Here is a 16,600-nt window from a genome sequence, read left to right on the forward strand (position 1 = left end):
GTTGGCGGGAGCCTAGGCCAAACGTCTTAAGCGACGATGATCTGACCGTCGCGGACCGTGACGGGCCAGGCAAACAGCTTGTCGCCGGGGCAGGGGCCGGCGACGCAGGCCCCGTCCTCGATCTTGAACAGGGCCGCGTGGCCGGCGCACAGGATCAGATCGTTCTCGCGGGTCAGGTAGCGTCCGGCGAACCCGGCCAGTGGCCAGCCGGCGTGAGGGCAACTGTCCAGATAGCCGAAGACGAGGTCATCCTTGCGGACCACGAACCCGGCGAACATCGCATCGCCCCGCCGCCAGCGAAAGCCTTTCGAGCCGGGCGAGGGGATCTCGTCCAGCGCGCAGAGGACCGTGCCGGCGGCCGGCCGGGCGGGGTTGTCCGGGTCGGTGCGCACAATGGAGCTTTGGGCTAGCCGAGCGAGCCGACGCCGACGCGCCAGGATTGGATCTCGGCGCTCTCGAAGATGCCCGCGAGGGTGTAGGGGTCGTTGTCGAGGAAGGTTTGCACGGCGGCCTTGTCCTCGGCTTCGACGATCAGCAGCGAGCCGATCGGGTCCCCAGCGTCACTCAGCAGCGGACCGGCGGCCTTCACCAGGCCCGCGGCGTTCAGATAGTCGAGGTGGGTCGGGCGGGTGGCCATGCGCGTGTCGAGCGCGCCGGGCTTGTCCTTGCAGACGATGACGAAGAGGGCCATGCGGCGGTCCTTATGAGGTCAGGCTTCGGATTTGAGGGGGCGCGAGAGCAGCCCGGCGATGGCGGCGTCGACCGCGACCTCGCCGGCCAGGATCGCGGCGACAGCCTCGCAGATCGGAACCTCGACGCCGACCTTGCGGGCCAGGGCGCGCACGGCTGGGGCCGAGGCGACGCCCTCGGCGACCGAGACCTTGCCGGCCAGGGCCTGTTCCAGGGTCAGGCCTTGGCCCAGGGCCAGGCCGACGCTCATGTTGCGCGACTGCGGGCTGGAGCAGGTGAGCACCAGGTCGCCCAGGCCGCAAAGGCCGGCGACGGTCTCGGGTTTGGCGCCCAGGGTCACGGCCAGGCGGGTCAGTTCGGCGAAGCCGCGGGTGATCACCGTGGCGTGGGCGTTGCGGCCCAGGCCCTTGCCCTCGACGATGCCGCAGGCGATGGCCAGGACGTTCTTGACCGCCCCGCCGGCCTCGGCCCCGATCAGGTCATTGGCCGTGTACGGGCGGAAGGTCGGGATGGCGATGGCCTCGGCGATGGCGCGGCCCAGGGCCTCGTCCTCGCAGGCCAGGGTGACGGCGGCGGGCAGGTTGCGGGCCACCTCGCCGGCGAAGCTGGGACCCGACAGCACCGCGATCGGCGCGCCCGGTAGGGCCTCGGCCGCGACGTCGGTCATCAGTTTCAGCGAGCCCTGCTCGACGCCCTTGGAGCACAGCACAACCGGCGCGCCGGCCTTGTGGTGCGGGGCGAAGGCGGTCAGGGCCGCGCGCAGGTGCTGGGCGGGAGCGACCGCCAGGATCAGGTCACAGTCGGCCAGGCCGGCCAGGTCCGTGACCGCCTCGACACCAGGCTCCAGCGCGATGCCGGGCAGGAACACCGCGTTCTCGTGACGCTCATTGACGGCCGTGACGACCTCGGGCTCGCGGGCCTGCAAGGTGACCTGGAGGCCGGCCCGGGCGCAGACCTGGGCCAGGGCGGTGCCCCAGGCCCCGGCGCCGATCACGCCTACGTGGTGAAAGGTCATGCCTTGGCTCCCTTGCGTCCGTAGGCGTTGGCGGGGTTGGCTAGCGCCGCGGCCGCGGCCTCGTCCAGCGGCCAGCGCGGACGGGCGACGGCGTCGAGGTCGTCGGAGATCCCCAGGGCCAGCCGCTCGGCCCCGGCCAGGGCGATCATGGCGGCGTTGTCGGTGCAATAGGCCAGCGGCGGGGCGGCGAACGAGAACCCGTTCTTCTCGCAGTCGGCCAACAGGGCCGCGCGCACCGCGCCATTGGCGGCGACGCCGCCGGCGACGACGAAGCGCAGGTCTTCGCTCGCGTGGCTTTCCTTGTAGAGCTTCATCGCCCGGTCGACTCGCTCGGACAGTTGGCGAGCGATGGCGAACTGGACGGCGGCGGCCAGATCGCGGCGCTCCTCGTTGGTCGTGAGGGTCTCGGCGATCCGCGCGGCGGCGGTCTTCAGGCCCGAGAACGAGAAGTCGCAGTCCTTGCGGCCCAGCAAAGCGCGGGGCAGGGCGTAGCGGGTCGCATCGCCGCCGACCGCCAGCTTTTCCAGGGCCGGACCGCCGGGATAGGGCAGGCCCAGGCTCTTGGCGATCTTGTCGAAGGCCTCGCCGGCCGCGTCGTCGATCGTGGTGCCCAGGCGCTTGCAGGCGCCCACGCCCGCCACCTCAAGCAGCTGGCAGTGGCCGCCGGAGACCAGCAGCAGCAGGAACGGATAGGCGATGTCCGCGCCCAGGCGGGCGGAGACCGCGTGGCCTTCCAGGTGATTGACGGCGACCAGCGGCACGCCGCGCGCCAGCGACACCGCCTTGCCGAACGCCAGGCCCACCATCACCCCGCCGACCAGGCCCGGCCCCGCGGTGGCGGCCACGCCGTCCAGCTGGTCGAAGGCCAGGCCCGAGGCGCGCACGGCCTCGGCGGCGATGGCGTCGATCGACTCTACGTGAGCGCGGGCGGCGATCTCAGGCACGACGCCGCCGAACGGGGCGTGCATCTCGAACTGGGTGCCGATGATCGAGGACAGCACCGTGACCGTCCCGTCCGCCTCACGGCGCACGACCGAGGCCGCGGTCTCGTCGCAGCTGGTCTCGAGGCCGAGGATGATCAGGGCGGAATCCGTAGGGGTTTTCATTCGTTGCGGGCTTCCCGCCGCTCCTGTAGCAGCGAAGATGAAATCTCGTCTCCGCAGGTAACGTTCCGACCGTGTCCCGGCAACCTCCCATCCGCATCGGCGCGCGCGGCTCCAAGCTCTCCCTGGCCCAATCGGGGCTGATGCAGGCGCGGATCGCGCACGCTCTGGGCGTCCCCGAGGGCGCTTCGAAGGCAGAGATCGAGGCCGCCGCCCCGCTGATCCCGATCGTCACCAGCGGCGACCGCATCCAGGATCGCCGCCTGATGGAGATTGGCGGCAAGGGCCTCTTCACCAAGGAGATCGAGGAGGCCCTGCTCGATGGTCGCATCGACTGCGCCGTCCACTCGCTGAAGGACATGCCGGCCGAGCTGCCGCCGGGCCTCGTTCTGGCCGCCACGCCCGAGCGCGAGGATCCTCGCGACGCCTTCATCAGCCATGTCGCCGAACGGCTGGAGGACCTGCCCAAGGGCGCGCGCCTGGGCACCGCCTCGCTCCGTCGGCAAGCGCAAGCCCTGCACGTGCGGCCCGATCTCGAGATCGTCATGCTGCGCGGGAATGTCGACACCCGCCTGGCCAAGCTGGAGCGTGGCGAGGCCGACGCCATCCTGCTGGCTCAGTCAGGCTTGAACCGCCTCGGCCTGGGTCACATCACCAAGAGCTGGCTCGACCCCAACGCCGCGCCGCCCGCGCCGGGCCAGGGCGCGCTGGTTATCGAGACGAGAGTCGAGGACATCAACGCGCCGTGGCTGGAAGCGGTCCGCTGCCGCGAGACCACCATCGCCGTCGCCGCCGAACGCGGGGCGCTTTACGCCCTGGAAGGTTCGTGCCGCACCGCCATCGGCGCCCGCGCGGTCCTGGACGGCTTGCGCCTGACCATGATCGTCGAGGCCCTGACCCCGGATGGCGCGCGACGCTTCCGCCGCCAAGGCCAAGCGATCCTTTCGGGCGCCGACGACGTGGCCGAGGCCCGCGCCTTGGGCCTGCGGCTCGGCGCCGCGGTCCGCGCCGAGGGCGGCGACGCCATCTTGCTGCCGGAGTAGCGGCATGGATGCGGGCGCGCCGGTCTGGATCACCCGCGCCCGTCCCGGCGCCCTGGCCACGGCCGAGCGTGTCGCGGCTCTGGGTTTCGAGGCCGTCGTCGACCCTCTCCTAAGGGTTGAGACGCTGGACGCGCAGATCGATCTTTCCCAAGTCACGGCCCTGGCTTTCACCAGCGCCAATGGCGTCGAGGCCTTCGTGCGACTGTCGGACGAACGCGGTCTGCCGGTCTTCGCCGTGGGGCGGGCCACTGCGCGGGCGGCCCAGAACGAAGGCTTCGCGGCCGTCTCCAGCGCTGACGGCGACGTCGAGGACCTGTGCGAATTGATCGCGGCCGGGGCCTCGGGGCCGGTGCTGTGGGCGGGGGCCAAGGAGCCGGCCGGCGATCTGGTCGGCATGCTTCGAGATCGCGGGGTGATGGCCAAGGGTGTCAGCGTCTACGAGACGCTTGAACGCGCCCCGTCGGCCGAAACCCTGGCGCGGCTGGATGCTCCGTTGACGACACTTCTGCATTCGCCGCGCGGCGCTCGGGCGCTGGCGGCGATCTTGCTTGAGAAGCCGGCGGCGAACCTGCGCGTCCTCTGTCTCTCCGAGGCCGTCGCCCAGCCCCTGCGGGGTATCGCTGGACTCCAGTCTGTGACCTTCGCGCCGCGCCCGGACGAATCCGCGTTGCTGGAGCTGCTCTCGGCTTAAGCGCGACGTTGCGCGGCGCGACCGCGTGGGGCACGAATGGGCCATGAACGCCGCTCCTGATCCCGCTGAAATCGTCGCGCCCAGCGATCCGGCGCTCTATGCCCGCCGACGCGTGATGGGACCGGGTGTCTGGTTGTGGCTGGCGCTCTGCGTGCTGTGCGTCGCGTTGGGCGCCGGCGTCGCCCACTATGGTCCGACCCTGTTCAAGCCAAAGGGCAAGGCCGCCGATGGCGCGGTCTCGGCCACGCCCAGCGTACGCCCGGTCGCCGACCGCATCGCCAGCGGCGCCGCCCTGCCTGTCGAGAGCGGCGACACGGCCGTCGCCCCGCCGGCCGCCGACGTCGAGCGTCTGGACGGCCGAATCACCGCCCTGGAGAGTGGTCAGAAGGGCGTGACCGACGCCGCCGTGGCCGCCTTGGCGGTCTCGGCCCTGGCCGAGGCGACCGAGACTTCGCGCCCGTTCGGTCAGGAACTGTCCGGCCTGCAACGCGTGCTGCCGTCGTCGCCCGATCTGCGCGCCCTTGAGACCCTGTCCGAGCGCGGCGCGCCGACCCGCGCGGGTCTGGCCATCCAGTTCGGCAATCTGGCCGGCCGCGCCGCCAGCGCCGCCCGCGATCCCGGCCCCGACGCCGACCTGTTCTCGCGCGTCCGCTACGCGCTCGCCAGCATCGTCTCGATCCGCCATGTGGGTTCGACCAAGGGCTCGACGCCCGACGCCATGTTGGCGCGTGGCCAAGCCCTTCTGGACGACGGCGACATCGAGGGCGCGGTCCAGGCGCTGGACGCCCTGCCGGATCCGGCCCGAGAGGTGCTGGCTCCGTGGTTCAACGCCGCCGGCCGCCGCATCGAGATCGACCGCCATGTCGCCGCCATCCGCGCGGACGCCCTGGCCGGCCTGTCGCGTGTTTCGCGGACAACTCCATGACGCGCGTCGCTTTCGCCCTCTTTCTGGTCGCCGCCGTCGCGGTCGGGGTCCTGGCCCTGACCGGTGAGCCCGGCCGAGCCGCGCTGGAGTGGATGGGCTGGCGCATCGAGATGACCGCCGCCACGGCGGCGCTGCTGACCCTGTTTTCGGCCCTGCTGTTCACCCTGGTCTGGCGCGGCGTGATCTGGATCGTCGAGGCCCCGCGTCGCGCGGCCCGCGCCCGCGCCGAGGCCAAGCGCAAGCAGGCGATCGAGGCCCTATCGCGCGGCTTTCTCGCGGTGGCCGCGGGTGATGGCTCGGAAGCCCGCCGCTTGGCCCAGAAGTCCGCCGAGCTGGCCGAGGACGCCCCGGCCCTGGTCCGCGTGTTGGCGGCCCAGGCGGCCGAGGCCGCCGGCGATCGCGGCGCGGCCAAGAGCGCCTATAACGCCATGCTCGGCTTTCCCGAGATGCGGCTGGCCGGTCTGCGCGGCCTGATGCAGGCGGCCCACGCCGAGGGCGATAAAGCGGCCGCCGTCCGCCACGCCGAGACCGCCTATGGCTTGGCCCGCACCGCCCGCTGGGCCTGGCGCGCTCTGTTGGAGGCCCGGCTGGAGGTCGGCGATTGGGCCGCCGCGCTGGACTTGGTCCAGGGCGCTCTGGAGCGCAAGATCGTTTCGCCGGTGGTGGCCGACCGCGGTCGCGCGGCCCTGCTCGCGGCCTCGGCCGCCAGCCTGGAAGACTCAGCTGACCCGAAGGCCCGCGCCCAGGCGCTGGACTTCGCCACCCAGTCGGTGAAGCTGAAACCCGACTTCGCGCCCGGCGTGGTCATGGCCGCTCGCCTGCTGGCCGACGACGGCAAGGTCGCCAAGGCCGGCCACCTGATCGAGGCCGCCTGGAAAGCCGAACCGCACCCAGCGTTGTGGTTGGCCTATCGCGACCTGAAGACCAACGAACTGCCCAAGGCCCGCGCCCAACGCCTGGCCGCCCTGGCCGCCATGACGCCCGAGGCTCGCGAAAGCCGCATGCTGCGTGTCGAGAGCGCCCTGATCGGCAATGATCCGGTCGCCGCCCGGGCCGCCGCCCGCCTGCTGGACCAGGAAGCTCCAACCGCACGATTCGCCGGCCTGATGGCCCGAGTCGCCGCCGCCAATGCCGACGCCGACGAGGCCAGGGCCTGGATCGCCCGGGGTCTTGAGGCTCCGCAGGAGCCCGACTGGTCCGATCTCGATCCAGAAGGCCGCGCCTTCGCTTATCAGCGCGAGGACTGGGCCCGCCTGGCGTCCAGTTACGCCGAGACTGGCCAGCTGATCCATCCGCGCCACGAGCGCCGCGAGCGGACGATGAACGACCTGCCCGAGCTCCCCTCGGCCTATGCCGACTACGCGAAATCGACGCCGTTCATCCGCGCGGCCGAGACCGGCGGGGCCCTGATGCCCATCCCGGACGACCCCGGCGTGTTCGATGCGCCGCCCATTTTAGACCCGATCGACGACCCTCCCGGGGGCGGTCCGGCGCCGCGTCGCAATTCTGGTGCAAGACGGCGCTTGGCAAGTGGCTCGCGCGCCGCTAAATAGGCGCTCCCTTCGCTCCGGGGCAGCTGCTTCGGGGTGCGTGGGCCGCCTTAGCTCAGCCGGTAGAGCGACGCATTCGTAATGCGTAGGTCAGGTGTTCGAGTCACCTAGGCGGCACCACTTTTGCTCCGATTTCATTATAGATCCAGATGCGGAAACTGACGTGCTCAGTCGCCGTGGAAGCTCTGCGAAAGCACGACAAAAGATTGTAATCCTCGCCGAAGTCGCCGCGCGGACAATCCTTCGGAAGTTCGACTATTTTGGATGTGGGCAGTTTGAGCCTTTTGTTTTCCTTAGGAAGATCGCTCACTTGCCAAAACTGGCTCGGCTTTTTGCCATAGATAGTCTGACGCGCTGAAACAGGGCGCGCGGCGCCCCCATGGTCTCGGTGTTGACCCTCCTGTTCCTGATCGTCCACTAAGGCGTCCGAGGGACCATCGTTATGCGGCCGGGAGGGGCGATGCGGTTTCGTGAAGTCTGGATTCTGTTGCTGATGGTCCTGGGGCTTGCCCTGATGGCCGGCGAGGCTTCCGCGCAAGACAAGACCCGCTGGGTCATGCGGTGCGAGTACACCTCAAGCCGAGGCGGCTCCAATCCGTACATCTACAGCAAGGCCTTCGCGTTCGAGGCTGAAGGCAATATGTCCAGTACGCGGATGGCCGATGAGTGGTTCGCCTTCCTGTCCACAAAATACAGCTCAATCCATCGCTCTTTCGCCGGTTGCCAGGCAAGTCCCGAGGGAGCGCCTCGCTATGTGCTCGAACTCCTGACGCGCTCGGGCGACACCTTCGAAGAGGTCAATTGGATGCCGGCCTATGGCGTGCCCTACGCCCTGCCGCGCGAGATGTACTATTATTGCGTCGCGCCAGAAGAGGGTCTGGCCAGACAGTTCGTGACCGACCTGTTCAAGGCGCCGTTTCCAGCGACCAGAGCCGAATTCCACAAGCTGCTCGCCGACGCCAACTCGGCCCACGCCACATGGATGCGCGGCCAGGGCATGAGATATTACACCACCAACATGGGCTGCGAAGCGATCGGGCCCGAGCCGTTCCAGGTCTACGCCGCCCGGCTGGACAGCTACGCGAACCGGTCCGATCCGACGCGCTTTGCTCTGACCCGCTCGCCGTGGCCCGGCCTGACCAAGGCTGTCGCGCCCAACCTGATCGACGATCTCACCGCCCGCGCCCGTTACGCCAAGATGCGGATCAACGCGCCCGCCGCGACGGCGAAGACCGCCCCGCCGCCGACCGCGCCCCCTAAGGCGCCCGCACAGATCAGCAAGCCCGCCCTGACCATCAAGACCGACACCGGCCTGCGCGACGCCGGCAAGGTCTGGGACGAGCAGGTCAAGAAGACCCTGGCCGAGGAGGCCAGAAAGAAAGTCGAAACCGCCGCTAAGACCGCCCAGGCCAACGCCAAGGTCCAGGCCGATACGGAGGCCTTCTTCCGCGAGCGTCGCAAGCAGGGGCGCGCCCAATGAGCCGCCTCGCTTTGTTCGGAGCCGCCGCGACGCTCGCGGTGGCGAGCGCCGCCCAGGCCCAGGTCTTGACCGTCGCGCTGAAACCGATGGCCGCCGCGCCCTTGGAGCAGCAGGCGACCACGGTGCTGAAGGGCGGCGCGATCTGCCTCAAGCAAGGTCCCACGACGGGCTCGGCGACGGGCCGCGCCTTCACCACCGGCGACAGCGACGCGCGCCTGCGCGAGGAACTGACCAAGGCCGGGGTGGTGGTGAATGCGTCGGGCTCCGCGTCCGTCGAGGTGGCGGGGATCGCCCGTGTCTCGATGGTCGACGCCTGCCTGCCCAATATCGGCTTCGGCAACACAGACTCCATCAGCGGCAAGGTCGAGGTCGCGGTGGAATGGACCCTGACCGACCGCGCGACCGGAGCCGAGATCGGACGGCTGTCCACGCGCGAGGCGCTGGAACGCAAGGGTGGGTCGGGCGGACTCGCTGGCATGGTGGCCGAGGCCTTCGCCGCCAATGCTCGGACGCTGGCGGCCAACCCGGCGTTTCGGGCGGCGGCGGCCCGGCCGCTGCTGGCGTCGGCGAAGCCCGACCCGGGTCAGCCGCGCGACCCGGCTGTGAGCGTGCTCGCCCCCTGGCGCAGGACGACGGCGAAGACCCCCCACGTAATAACCGCGCCGCAAATCGTCGAGAGCGACCTCGACATGCTCGACAACGGTGACAGCCTGAACCAGACCGAGTACCTGGCCGTGCCGCTCGAGGCGGGCGAGACGTTGCGCCTGGAGATGCTGGAGGCCTCGAAGGGGATCATTCTTGTCGTCGCCGATCCCAACAACCGGTACCTCGCCACCACCAGTCAGAAGAACCCGGAGCGCCAGCTCTCCGTGCCGATCAAGACGGCGGGGACCTACGTCGTCAACGTCTGGTCGAAAGGCGATCCACCGGTCACGTCCTACCGGCTGAAGATCGACACGGATCGCCGACCTTACGTTAAATGGGAGCCGCCGCGTCCGGCGCCGCCTCCCGCCAAGCTCATGACGGCCGAGGCGACGGCGCTCCCGGCGACAAAGCCCTCGCCCAAGCCGCCGGCCACGCCGCCGGTCCTGCCCAAGTTCACCCCGCCGCCGGGGGTGCTGGCCGCCGAGGTCGGCAAGTCCATCGCGCGGCCGGCCGGCAAGGTCGGGGCGGCCGTCGATCTCTTCGCCTTCATCGGTGAGTCCGGCTCGGTGCTGCAGGCCAGCGCCGGCGCGCCCGGGGCCGGCGGCCACGCCATCACGCTCTACACGCCCGAGGGCAATGAGATTCTGAAGGCCGACGGCGTCGACCTGACCAAGCTGAGCGCGGTGCTGCCCAAGGACGGGATCTACCTGCTGGCGGTCGGTCGCCAGAACGCGGCCAAGCCCTACAGACTGACCCTGGCAGCCGAGTCACCGGATCTCTTCCAGTGGAGTTTCCGCAACGCGGCCGGCTACAACGTCTATGACGCCAAGGGCGCCATCGCCTATTCAACCTGCTGGACGGCCCCAGGCGCGACCCTCCGGTACAAGTTCGCCAATGGCGTCACGGGCGCGCTCACCGTGCAGCGCGGCGGCGCCGGTCGCTGGGAGTTCGCCGGTCTTCCGGTCAGGCCCTTCACCACACAGTTCGCCGCCGGCGTCTTTGTGCGAACTTACGAGAACGGCGCCGTCCCCCCGGACTCCTGGGCCCTGGACGCCCCGGATCCGGACACCGGCGCCTATCGCGGCTACCTCTGTCCATGACGTGGTCAAGTTTCAAGCCGCCGCGAGCTTAGGAGACGATGGGTCTTAGGCGGGCCCGCGCCTTCGTGAGGGCGTGTCCGTTTCGGCGACACACTGTTTTTGTCGGCGCCAACAGCGGCAAGACCACCATCATCTAGGCGCTTGCCTTGTTGTTCGGCCGCGACCGGATGGTCGTGCAATCCTCAAGTGGGACATCGCCAGGAACGTGGCTGAGGCTGCGCCGTTCAAATTGGACAAGGAGCAACCGCATGTCCGACCGCGTCGACAACGACACCGCCCTCGAGGAAGTCATGAGCTTTCTCGAACATCCGCCCGAGCCTGGCTCGGCTGACGACGAGCGGTTCGGGGAACGGCTCAGGCAGGTGATCGCCGCGTCGATCCCGCTCGACGACGGCGAGGATCCCGAGGATGCGCCGACCCTGCAGCTGGACGACGCTTTCCGCAGCCGGCTGGAAAAGGTCGCCCAGCAGCGCGGCGGACGCTATTTTGGTGACCATCCGGATGGCATCGGACCGACGCTGGGCATGGACGTTTCCAAGTCCTAAGGGGGGCAAGTCCTAGTCGTCCCAGCCCTTGCGTTTCTTCTTCTTGCCCAGGGCGAAGATGCCTGGATAGGGACCCTTGCCGACACGGTAGAGGCACCACTCGTCGTCCTTGGCGCAGTCGCCGTCGAAAGCGGCTTTCTTGTCCGGGTCTATGGCCGCGTACATCGGTGCGGTGCGGGAGCGCAGGCCGTCGGCTTCGGCGCAGGCGGCTTTCTGGTCGCGGTTCAAGGCCGCGGTCTGTTCGTGCCGACAGCCCAGGCTTTCACGCAGGCTGTCGCGGGTCTGGTCGCTCTGTTCGACCAGCTTGCGGGCGGTGAAGCCGGGCGGAGCGACGATGCCCGGCGGGCCTGAAGGCTTGGCGGTGGGAGCGGCCCGGACGCTGACGGGCGCCGGCGGCTTGAGCAGGCTCGAAGCGGGTCTCGCCGGCATGATCGGCGATGGCGCGGGCGTCTTGGCTGCAGGCCTAGGCGCATCCAGCAGTTCGGCTTCGATAACCGGCGGTTCGACCAGTTGGGGCATCCAGTGCGCGCCAGACACCAAGGCCAGGAGTACGGCGACGTGGGCGGCCAGGACGGCGCCCAGGGTCGCGAAGTCGCGCCGCAGATCCCGCCGTGAGGGGCATCGCCAGGTTCCGATGGCGATCGCCGTGTTCATGGTTTCTCCAGGCGCTGCGGCGCTGGATATGGGTAGGCGGGCGATACGGCGCGAGCGTGGCCGTGCAGGACAAGAAAAAGGCCCGGTGTTTCCGCCGGGCCTCTCTCATTCAGTCTTGGGGCAGGAGGCTTACGCCGCTTCCTTCGCCTTGACGCCGAAGCGGCCGTAGAAGGTCTCGCCCTTTTCGGCCATCTCGCGCAGCAGGGCCGGCGGCGCGAAGCGCTTGCCATACTGTTGGGCCAGGCGATCGCAGGTCTCGACGAAGGCCTTGGCCCCGACGCCGTCGATCAGGCTGATCGGGCCGCCGGTCCAGGGCGCGAAACCCCAGCCCAGGATGGCGCCGACATCGGCCTCGCGCGGGTCAGTGATGACGCCTTCTTCGAAGCAGCGGGCGGCTTCAACTGCCTGGCGGTACAGCAGGCGGGTGCGGATCTCCTGGATCAGCGTCCCGTCGGCCTCCTTGGTCGTCACCGGCATCAGGTCGGCAAGACCCTTCCAGATCATCTTCTGGCCGTTCTCCGGATAGTCGTAGAAGCCCTTGCCGTTCTTGCGGCCCAGGCGGCCCATCTCGACGACCATCTTCTCCAGCACGGGGGCGAACGGGCGCTCCTCGTACTTGTCGCCGAGGTCCTTCTTGGTCTGCTCGCCGATCTTGTAGGAGAGGTCGAGCGCGACGTCGTCGTTCATTTCCAGCGGACCGCGCGGCATGCCCGTGGCGCGGCCGACATTGTCGATGATGGCGGGCGCGATGCCCTCGGCCATCATCTCCAGGCCTTCCTGCACGAAGGTGCCGAAGCAGCGCGACGTGTAGAAGCCGCGGCTGTCGTTGACGACGATCGGGGTCTTCTTGATCTTCAGGACGTAGTCGATCGACTTGGCCAGGGCCTCCTGCGAGGTCTGTTCGCCCATGATGATCTCGACCAGGCCCATCTTGTCGACCGGCGAGAAGAAGTGGATGCCGATGAAGCTCTTCGGGCGCACCGAGGCCTTGGCCAGCCCGGTGATCGGCAGGGTCGAGGTGTTGGAGCCGAAGATGGCGGTGTCGGCCAGTTGGGCTTCGGCCTTCTTGGTGACCTCGGCCTTCACTTCGCGGTTCTCGAACACGGCCTCGATGACGAGATCGCTGCCCTTGACCAGCTCATAGTCGGTGGTCGGGGTGATCAGGGCCAGGACGGCCTCGCCCTTTTCGGCGCTCATCTTGCCGCGGGAGACAGCCTTCTTCACCAAGCCCTCGGCGTAGGCCTTGCCCTTGTCGGCGGCTTCCTGGGTCTGGTCGATCAGGATGCTCTCGATGCCGGCCATGGCCTGGACGTAGGCGATGCCCGCGCCCATCATGCCGGCGCCCAGGACGGCGACTTTCTTGGCTTCCGAAGGCGGCACGTTGGCCGGACGGCCCGAGCCCTTGCCCAGTTCCTGCAGGCTGAGGAACAGGGTGCGGATCATGCCCTTGGCCTGCGGCGACATCATTGTCTTCAGGAAGTAGCGGGTCTCGATCCGCAGCGCGGCGTCGAACGGCACCTGCGTGCCTTCATAGACCGCCTTCATGATGTTCAGCTGGGCCGGATAGTTGCCATAGGTCTGCTTGCGCAGCATGGCGTTGCCCATGATGAAGACCTGGCTGCCGGTGGGGGTGTAGGGACCGCCGCCCGGGAGCTTGAACTCCTTCTTGTCCCACAGGGCGACCGGGTCGCCCTTGGTCTTGACCCAGGTCTTGGCGGCTTCGACCACCTGGTCGGCCGGGACGACCTCGTGCACGACCTTGTTGGCCAGCGCCTCGGCCGGCTTCATCGACTTGCCTTCCAGCAGGTACGGCGCGGCGGCCATCACGCCCATCAGGCGTGGCAGACGCTGGGTGCCGCCGGCGCCCGGCAGCAGGCCGACCTTGGCTTCCGGCAGCGCCAGCTGGATCTTCGGATTGTCGGCGACCACGCGATAGTGGCAGGCCAGGGTGATCTCGAGACCGCCGCCCATGGCCAGGCCGTTGATGGCCGCGGCCACCGGCTTGCCGCAGGTTTCCAGGGCGCGGAACGCCTTGTTCAGGGCGAAGCCGGCTTCGAAGGCGGCCTTCAGGCCCTCTTCGCCAGGCTTGCCACCGCCCAGACCGCCCGAACCGCCGAGCTCACCCAGGTCGGCGCCGGCGCAGAAGCCGCTGGCCTTGCCCGAGGTGATGACGGCGCCCTTGATGGCGGCGTCCGACTTGATGGTCTCGACCACCTCGCCGATTTCCTTGATGACCGAAGCGGTCAGAGTGTTCATCGAGCGGCCGGGCACGTCGAAGGTGACCAGGGCCACGCCGTCGGAATCGACCTCGATCTTGAAGTTTTCCATGGTGTTAGCTCCTAGGCCTTAGACGCGTTCGATGACGGTGGCGGTGCCCATGCCGGCGCCGACGCACAGGGTGATCAGGGCGGTTTCCTTGTCCGAGCGTTCCAGCTCGTCGAGCATGGTGCCCAGGATCATCGCGCCGGTGGCGCCCAGCGGGTGGCCCATGGCGATGGCGCCGCCGTTCACGTTCATCTTGTCGTGCGGGATGTCCAGCGCCTGCATCATGCGCAGGACGACGGCGGCGAAGGCTTCGTTCAGCTCGTAGAGGTCGATGTCGGAGACCTCCATCTTCAGCTTCTTGAGCAGCTTCTCGGCGACCAGCGACGGACCCGTCAGCATGATCGAGGGCTCCGAACCGATCGAGGCGGCGCCCTTGATGCGGGCGCGAGCCTTCAGGCCCAGGGCCTCGCCCATTTCCTTGGTGCCGATCAGGACGCCGGCGGCGCCGTCGACGATGCCCGAGCTGTTGCCGGCGTGGTGGACGTGATTCACCTTTTCCACCTGCGGATAGCGCTGAGTGACGACGGCGTCGAAGGCCATCTCGCCCATGCCGGTGAACGACGGGTTCAGCGAGGCCAGGGTCTGCATGGTGGTCGAGCCGCGGACGGTCTCGTCATGGTCCAGGATCGTGATGCCCAACTGGTCCTTCACGCCGACCACCGACTTCTTGAAACGACCGTCGGCCCACGAGGCGGCGGCGCGCTTCTGGCTCTCGACGGCGTAGGCGTCGACGTCGTCGCGGCTGAAGCCGTAAAGCGAGGCGATCAGGTCGGCCGACACGCCTTGCGGGGCGAAATAGGTCTTGAAGGCCGAGGACGGGTCGGTCGGCCAGGCGCCGCCGTCGCTGCCCATGGGCACGCGGCTCATGCTCTCGACGCCACCGCCGATGGCCAGGCTGGCTTCGCCCGAGGCGACCTTGGCGGCGGCCATGTTCACAGCTTCCAGGCCCGAGGCGCAGAAGCGGTTGATCTGCACGCCGGCGACGCTCTCGGCGTAGTCGGCGGTCAGGACGGCGGTGCGGGCGATGTCGCTGCCCTGCTCGCCGACCGGGGCGACGCAGCCCAGGACGACGTCATCGACATACTTGGTGTCGAGGTTGTTGCGGTCGCGGAGGGCTTCCAGCACCTGGCTGGCCAGCGACAGGGCGGTGATCTCGTGCAGAGACCCGTCCTTCTTGCCCTTGCCGCGCGGCGTGCGCACGGCGTCGAAGATGTAAGCGTCAGCCATGGAATGGCTCCTTCCTGCGAAGCGGTGTTCGTGTCGTTGAAAGCGCGGGTTGAGTCCCGGCGCCTATTGTTTCCAGTTTCCGATCGGATACTTGCCGATGGGCTCGCACTTCAGCCCGCTGGCCGAGGCCTTGGCGCGGTAGTACAGGCGCGAGCCGAACTCGGGCGGCGGCAGCGAGCAGGCGGTGAAGCCCGAGGTCGTGACCTCCAGCTTCCATTCGGCGATCTTGGAACGCAGCAGCGTGTTGCAGACGTCCTTGCCCGGCGGCGTCAGCGGCAGCTTGAACGCGCCTGGTTGCGGTCGCTTGCCGACCAGCTCGCCTGAGAAGGTCAATGGGCGCGGGCCCTTGACGGCGCGCACGCAGACGACGGCCGAACGGGCGTCGGCTTGGGCCGGCGGCGCAGGGGCGGGGCCGGCCAGCAGGGCGATCAGGGGAAGTACGATCACAGCGTCCTCGCGATCAGGAGTTTCATGATCTCGTTGGTGCCGCCGTAGATGCGCTGGATGCGGCTGTCCTTGTACATGCGCGCGATCGGGTACTCGTTCATGAAGCCATAGCCGCCGAACAGCTGCAGGCAGCGGTCGACGATCTTGTTCTCCAGGTCGCTGACCCAGTACTTGGCCATCGAGGCGGTGGCCGCGTCGAGCTTGCTATCCAGGTGCTGGCCGATGCAGTGGTTGACGAAAACCTTGGCCACGGTCGCCTCGGTCTTGCACTCGGCCAGGACGAACTGGGTGTTCTGGAAGTCGATGATCGCCTTTCCGAACGCCTTGCGCTGCTTGACGTAGTCGATGGTCAGCTCGAGCGCCCGCTCGATCGTGGCCATGCCCTGCACGGCGATGTTCAGCCGCTCCTGCGGCAGCTGGCCCATCAGCTGGTAGAAGCCCTGACCCTCGTCGGTCCCGAGCAGGTTCTCGGTCGGAACCTTCACGTCGTTGAAGAACAGCTCGGACGTGTCCTGGGCTTCGTGACCCAGCTTGTCGAGGTTGCGACCGCGCTCGAAGCCCTCGGCGCCGTCGGTCTCGACGATCATCAGCGAGGTGCCGCGCGCGCCGCCGGCCGGATCGGTCTTGGCGACGACAATGATCAGATTGGCCGTCTGGCCATTGGTGATGAAGGTCTTGGAGCCGTTGATGACGTACTGGTTGCCGGACTTCTTGGCGGTGGTCGTGATGCCTTGAAGATCCGAACCGGCGCCCGGCTCGGTCATGGCGATGGCGCCGACCAGCTCGCCGGTGGCCAGGCGCGGCAGCCAGCGCTGCTTCTGCTCTTCCGTGCCGTAGTGGAAGATGTACGGCATGACGATGGCGTTGTGCAGGCTGGCGCCGAAGCCGTCGACGCCCTTGCGCCCCAGCATGTCCATCAGCACGACCTCGTGGCGATAGTCGCCGCCGGCCCCGCCGTACTGGTCGGGCGTGGAGAGGCCGAGCAAGCCGGCCTCTCCAGCCTTGGTCCACATGTCGCGGTCGACGCAGTGGTTCTTGCGCCACTTCGCGACCGTCTGCTCAGGCGCGTGCTCATCGAAGAACTTGCCCACCGCGTCCTCGAAGATCGCGATGTCCTCTTCGGCCATGAAGGCGGGTTTTTCGACGTTGAGCACGCTCAT

Annotated in this window: 16 protein-coding genes and 1 tRNA gene; 8 read left to right on the forward strand and 9 right to left on the reverse strand. The window is 68.6% G+C overall.

Features of this window, described 5'->3' with window-relative positions; translation table 11 throughout:
- Positions 1-26 precede the first annotated feature (26 nt).
- From ACW173_RS07980 to tsaD, 4 genes are read right to left on the reverse strand one after another with little or no spacing between them, the layout of a single operon-like run.
- Positions 27-392, reverse strand: coding sequence for a Rieske (2Fe-2S) protein (locus ACW173_RS07980; protein WP_492084424.1), 366 nt, complete (start codon positions 390-392; stop codon positions 27-29).
- Between the two features lie 14 nt (positions 393-406).
- A complete protein-coding gene (locus tag ACW173_RS07985) occupies positions 407-691 on the reverse strand; it encodes a YciI family protein (RefSeq protein ID WP_492084425.1) in 285 nt (94 codons plus the stop codon).
- An 18-nt stretch (positions 692-709) separates the two neighbouring features.
- Positions 710-1,705: an NAD(P)H-dependent glycerol-3-phosphate dehydrogenase gene (locus tag ACW173_RS07990; protein ID WP_492084427.1), complete on the reverse strand. Its 996-nt coding sequence runs from the start codon at positions 1,703-1,705 to the stop codon at positions 710-712.
- Positions 1,702-2,811, reverse strand: a complete 1,110-nt coding sequence (gene tsaD / locus ACW173_RS07995) for a tRNA (adenosine(37)-N6)-threonylcarbamoyltransferase complex transferase subunit TsaD (RefSeq protein ID WP_492084429.1) — start codon at positions 2,809-2,811, stop codon at positions 1,702-1,704. Before tsaD ends, ACW173_RS07990 begins: the two co-directional genes overlap by 4 nt.
- 71 nt (positions 2,812-2,882) lie before the next feature.
- On the opposite strand from tsaD, the gene hemC reads away from it, so the two are divergent.
- From hemC to ACW173_RS08035, 8 genes are all read left to right on the forward strand, one after another.
- Entirely contained in the window at positions 2,883-3,851 is a 969-nt protein-coding gene (gene hemC, locus ACW173_RS08000; RefSeq protein WP_492084430.1) for a hydroxymethylbilane synthase, read from the forward strand.
- A 4-nt stretch (positions 3,852-3,855) separates the two neighbouring features.
- Complete coding sequence (locus ACW173_RS08005) at positions 3,856-4,542, forward strand: uroporphyrinogen-III synthase (protein ID WP_492084432.1); 687 nt, start codon at positions 3,856-3,858, stop codon at positions 4,540-4,542.
- A gap of 43 nt (positions 4,543-4,585) precedes the next feature.
- Positions 4,586-5,467, forward strand: coding sequence for a COG4223 family protein (locus tag ACW173_RS08010; RefSeq protein WP_492084433.1), 882 nt, complete (start codon positions 4,586-4,588; stop codon positions 5,465-5,467).
- Positions 5,464-7,020, forward strand: coding sequence for a heme biosynthesis HemY N-terminal domain-containing protein (locus ACW173_RS08015; RefSeq protein ID WP_492084435.1), 1,557 nt, complete (start codon positions 5,464-5,466; stop codon positions 7,018-7,020). The genes ACW173_RS08010 and ACW173_RS08015 overlap by 4 nt, the downstream gene beginning before the upstream one ends.
- A gap of 41 nt (positions 7,021-7,061) precedes the next feature.
- Positions 7,062-7,137: transfer RNA gene (locus tag ACW173_RS08020), tRNA-Thr, on the forward strand.
- A 340-nt stretch (positions 7,138-7,477) separates the two neighbouring features.
- Positions 7,478-8,497 carry a hypothetical protein gene (locus ACW173_RS08025; protein WP_492084436.1) on the forward strand — a complete coding sequence of 340 codons (1,020 nt, stop codon included), beginning with the start codon at positions 7,478-7,480 and terminating at the stop codon, positions 8,495-8,497.
- A complete protein-coding gene (locus ACW173_RS08030; RefSeq protein ID WP_492084437.1) occupies positions 8,494-10,242 on the forward strand; it encodes a hypothetical protein in 1,749 nt (582 codons plus the stop codon). Before ACW173_RS08025 ends, ACW173_RS08030 begins: the two co-directional genes overlap by 4 nt.
- Before the next feature lie 248 nt (positions 10,243-10,490).
- Positions 10,491-10,787 carry a hypothetical protein gene (locus ACW173_RS08035; protein WP_492084439.1) on the forward strand — a complete coding sequence of 99 codons (297 nt, stop codon included), beginning with the start codon at positions 10,491-10,493 and terminating at the stop codon, positions 10,785-10,787.
- Between the two features lie 12 nt (positions 10,788-10,799).
- On the opposite strand, the gene ACW173_RS08040 is transcribed toward ACW173_RS08035, so the two are convergent.
- The 5 genes from ACW173_RS08040 to ACW173_RS08060 all read right to left on the reverse strand — a co-directional run bounded on the left by ACW173_RS08040 (position 10,800) and on the right by ACW173_RS08060 (position 16,600).
- The gene (locus ACW173_RS08040) at positions 10,800-11,441 is read right to left on the reverse strand and encodes a hypothetical protein (RefSeq protein WP_492084441.1); all 642 of its coding nucleotides are present in this window, start codon (positions 11,439-11,441) and stop codon (positions 10,800-10,802) included.
- Positions 11,442-11,570: 129 nt separating this feature from the next.
- The gene (locus tag ACW173_RS08045; protein WP_492084442.1) at positions 11,571-13,769 is read right to left on the reverse strand and encodes a 3-hydroxyacyl-CoA dehydrogenase NAD-binding domain-containing protein; all 2,199 of its coding nucleotides are present in this window, start codon (positions 13,767-13,769) and stop codon (positions 11,571-11,573) included.
- An 18-nt stretch (positions 13,770-13,787) separates the two neighbouring features.
- On the reverse strand, positions 13,788-14,993 hold the full coding sequence (locus tag ACW173_RS08050; protein WP_492084443.1) for an acetyl-CoA C-acetyltransferase: 1,206 nt from the start codon (positions 14,991-14,993) through the stop codon (positions 13,788-13,790).
- A 63-nt stretch (positions 14,994-15,056) separates the two neighbouring features.
- A complete protein-coding gene (locus tag ACW173_RS08055) occupies positions 15,057-15,440 on the reverse strand; it encodes a hypothetical protein (RefSeq protein WP_492084445.1) in 384 nt (127 codons plus the stop codon).
- A complete protein-coding gene (locus ACW173_RS08060) occupies positions 15,437-16,600 on the reverse strand; it encodes an acyl-CoA dehydrogenase family protein (RefSeq protein ID WP_492084446.1) in 1,164 nt (387 codons plus the stop codon). The genes ACW173_RS08055 and ACW173_RS08060 overlap by 4 nt, the downstream gene beginning before the upstream one ends.

The sequence above is a fragment of the Caulobacter sp. ALps2 genome (assembly GCF_058681635.1).

Bases quoted from the DNA above. Each gene is read 5' to 3' on its own strand.
- ACW173_RS07985 (WP_492084425.1), bottom strand. From the start codon at position 691: ATGGCCCTCTTCGTCATCGTCTGCAAGGACAAGCCCGGCGCGCTCGAC.
- ACW173_RS07990 (WP_492084427.1), bottom strand. From the start codon at position 1,705: ATGACCTTTCACCACGTAGGCGTGATCGGCGCCGGGGCCTGGGGCACC.
- tsaD (WP_492084429.1), bottom strand. From the start codon at position 2,811: ATGAAAACCCCTACGGATTCCGCCCTGATCATCCTCGGCCTCGAGACC.
- ACW173_RS08005 (WP_492084432.1), top strand. From the start codon at position 3,856: ATGGATGCGGGCGCGCCGGTCTGGATCACCCGCGCCCGTCCCGGCGCC.
- ACW173_RS08010 (WP_492084433.1), top strand. From the start codon at position 4,586: ATGAACGCCGCTCCTGATCCCGCTGAAATCGTCGCGCCCAGCGATCCG.
- ACW173_RS08015 (WP_492084435.1), top strand. From the start codon at position 5,464: ATGACGCGCGTCGCTTTCGCCCTCTTTCTGGTCGCCGCCGTCGCGGTC.
- ACW173_RS08025 (WP_492084436.1), top strand. From the start codon at position 7,478: ATGCGGTTTCGTGAAGTCTGGATTCTGTTGCTGATGGTCCTGGGGCTT.
- ACW173_RS08030 (WP_492084437.1), top strand. From the start codon at position 8,494: ATGAGCCGCCTCGCTTTGTTCGGAGCCGCCGCGACGCTCGCGGTGGCG.
- ACW173_RS08035 (WP_492084439.1), top strand. From the start codon at position 10,491: ATGTCCGACCGCGTCGACAACGACACCGCCCTCGAGGAAGTCATGAGC.
- ACW173_RS08040 (WP_492084441.1), bottom strand. From the start codon at position 11,441: ATGAACACGGCGATCGCCATCGGAACCTGGCGATGCCCCTCACGGCGG.
- ACW173_RS08045 (WP_492084442.1), bottom strand. From the start codon at position 13,769: ATGGAAAACTTCAAGATCGAGGTCGATTCCGACGGCGTGGCCCTGGTC.
- ACW173_RS08050 (WP_492084443.1), bottom strand. From the start codon at position 14,993: ATGGCTGACGCTTACATCTTCGACGCCGTGCGCACGCCGCGCGGCAAG.
- ACW173_RS08060 (WP_492084446.1), bottom strand. From the start codon at position 16,600: ATGAGCGTGCTCAACGTCGAAAAACCCGCCTTCATGGCCGAAGAGGAC.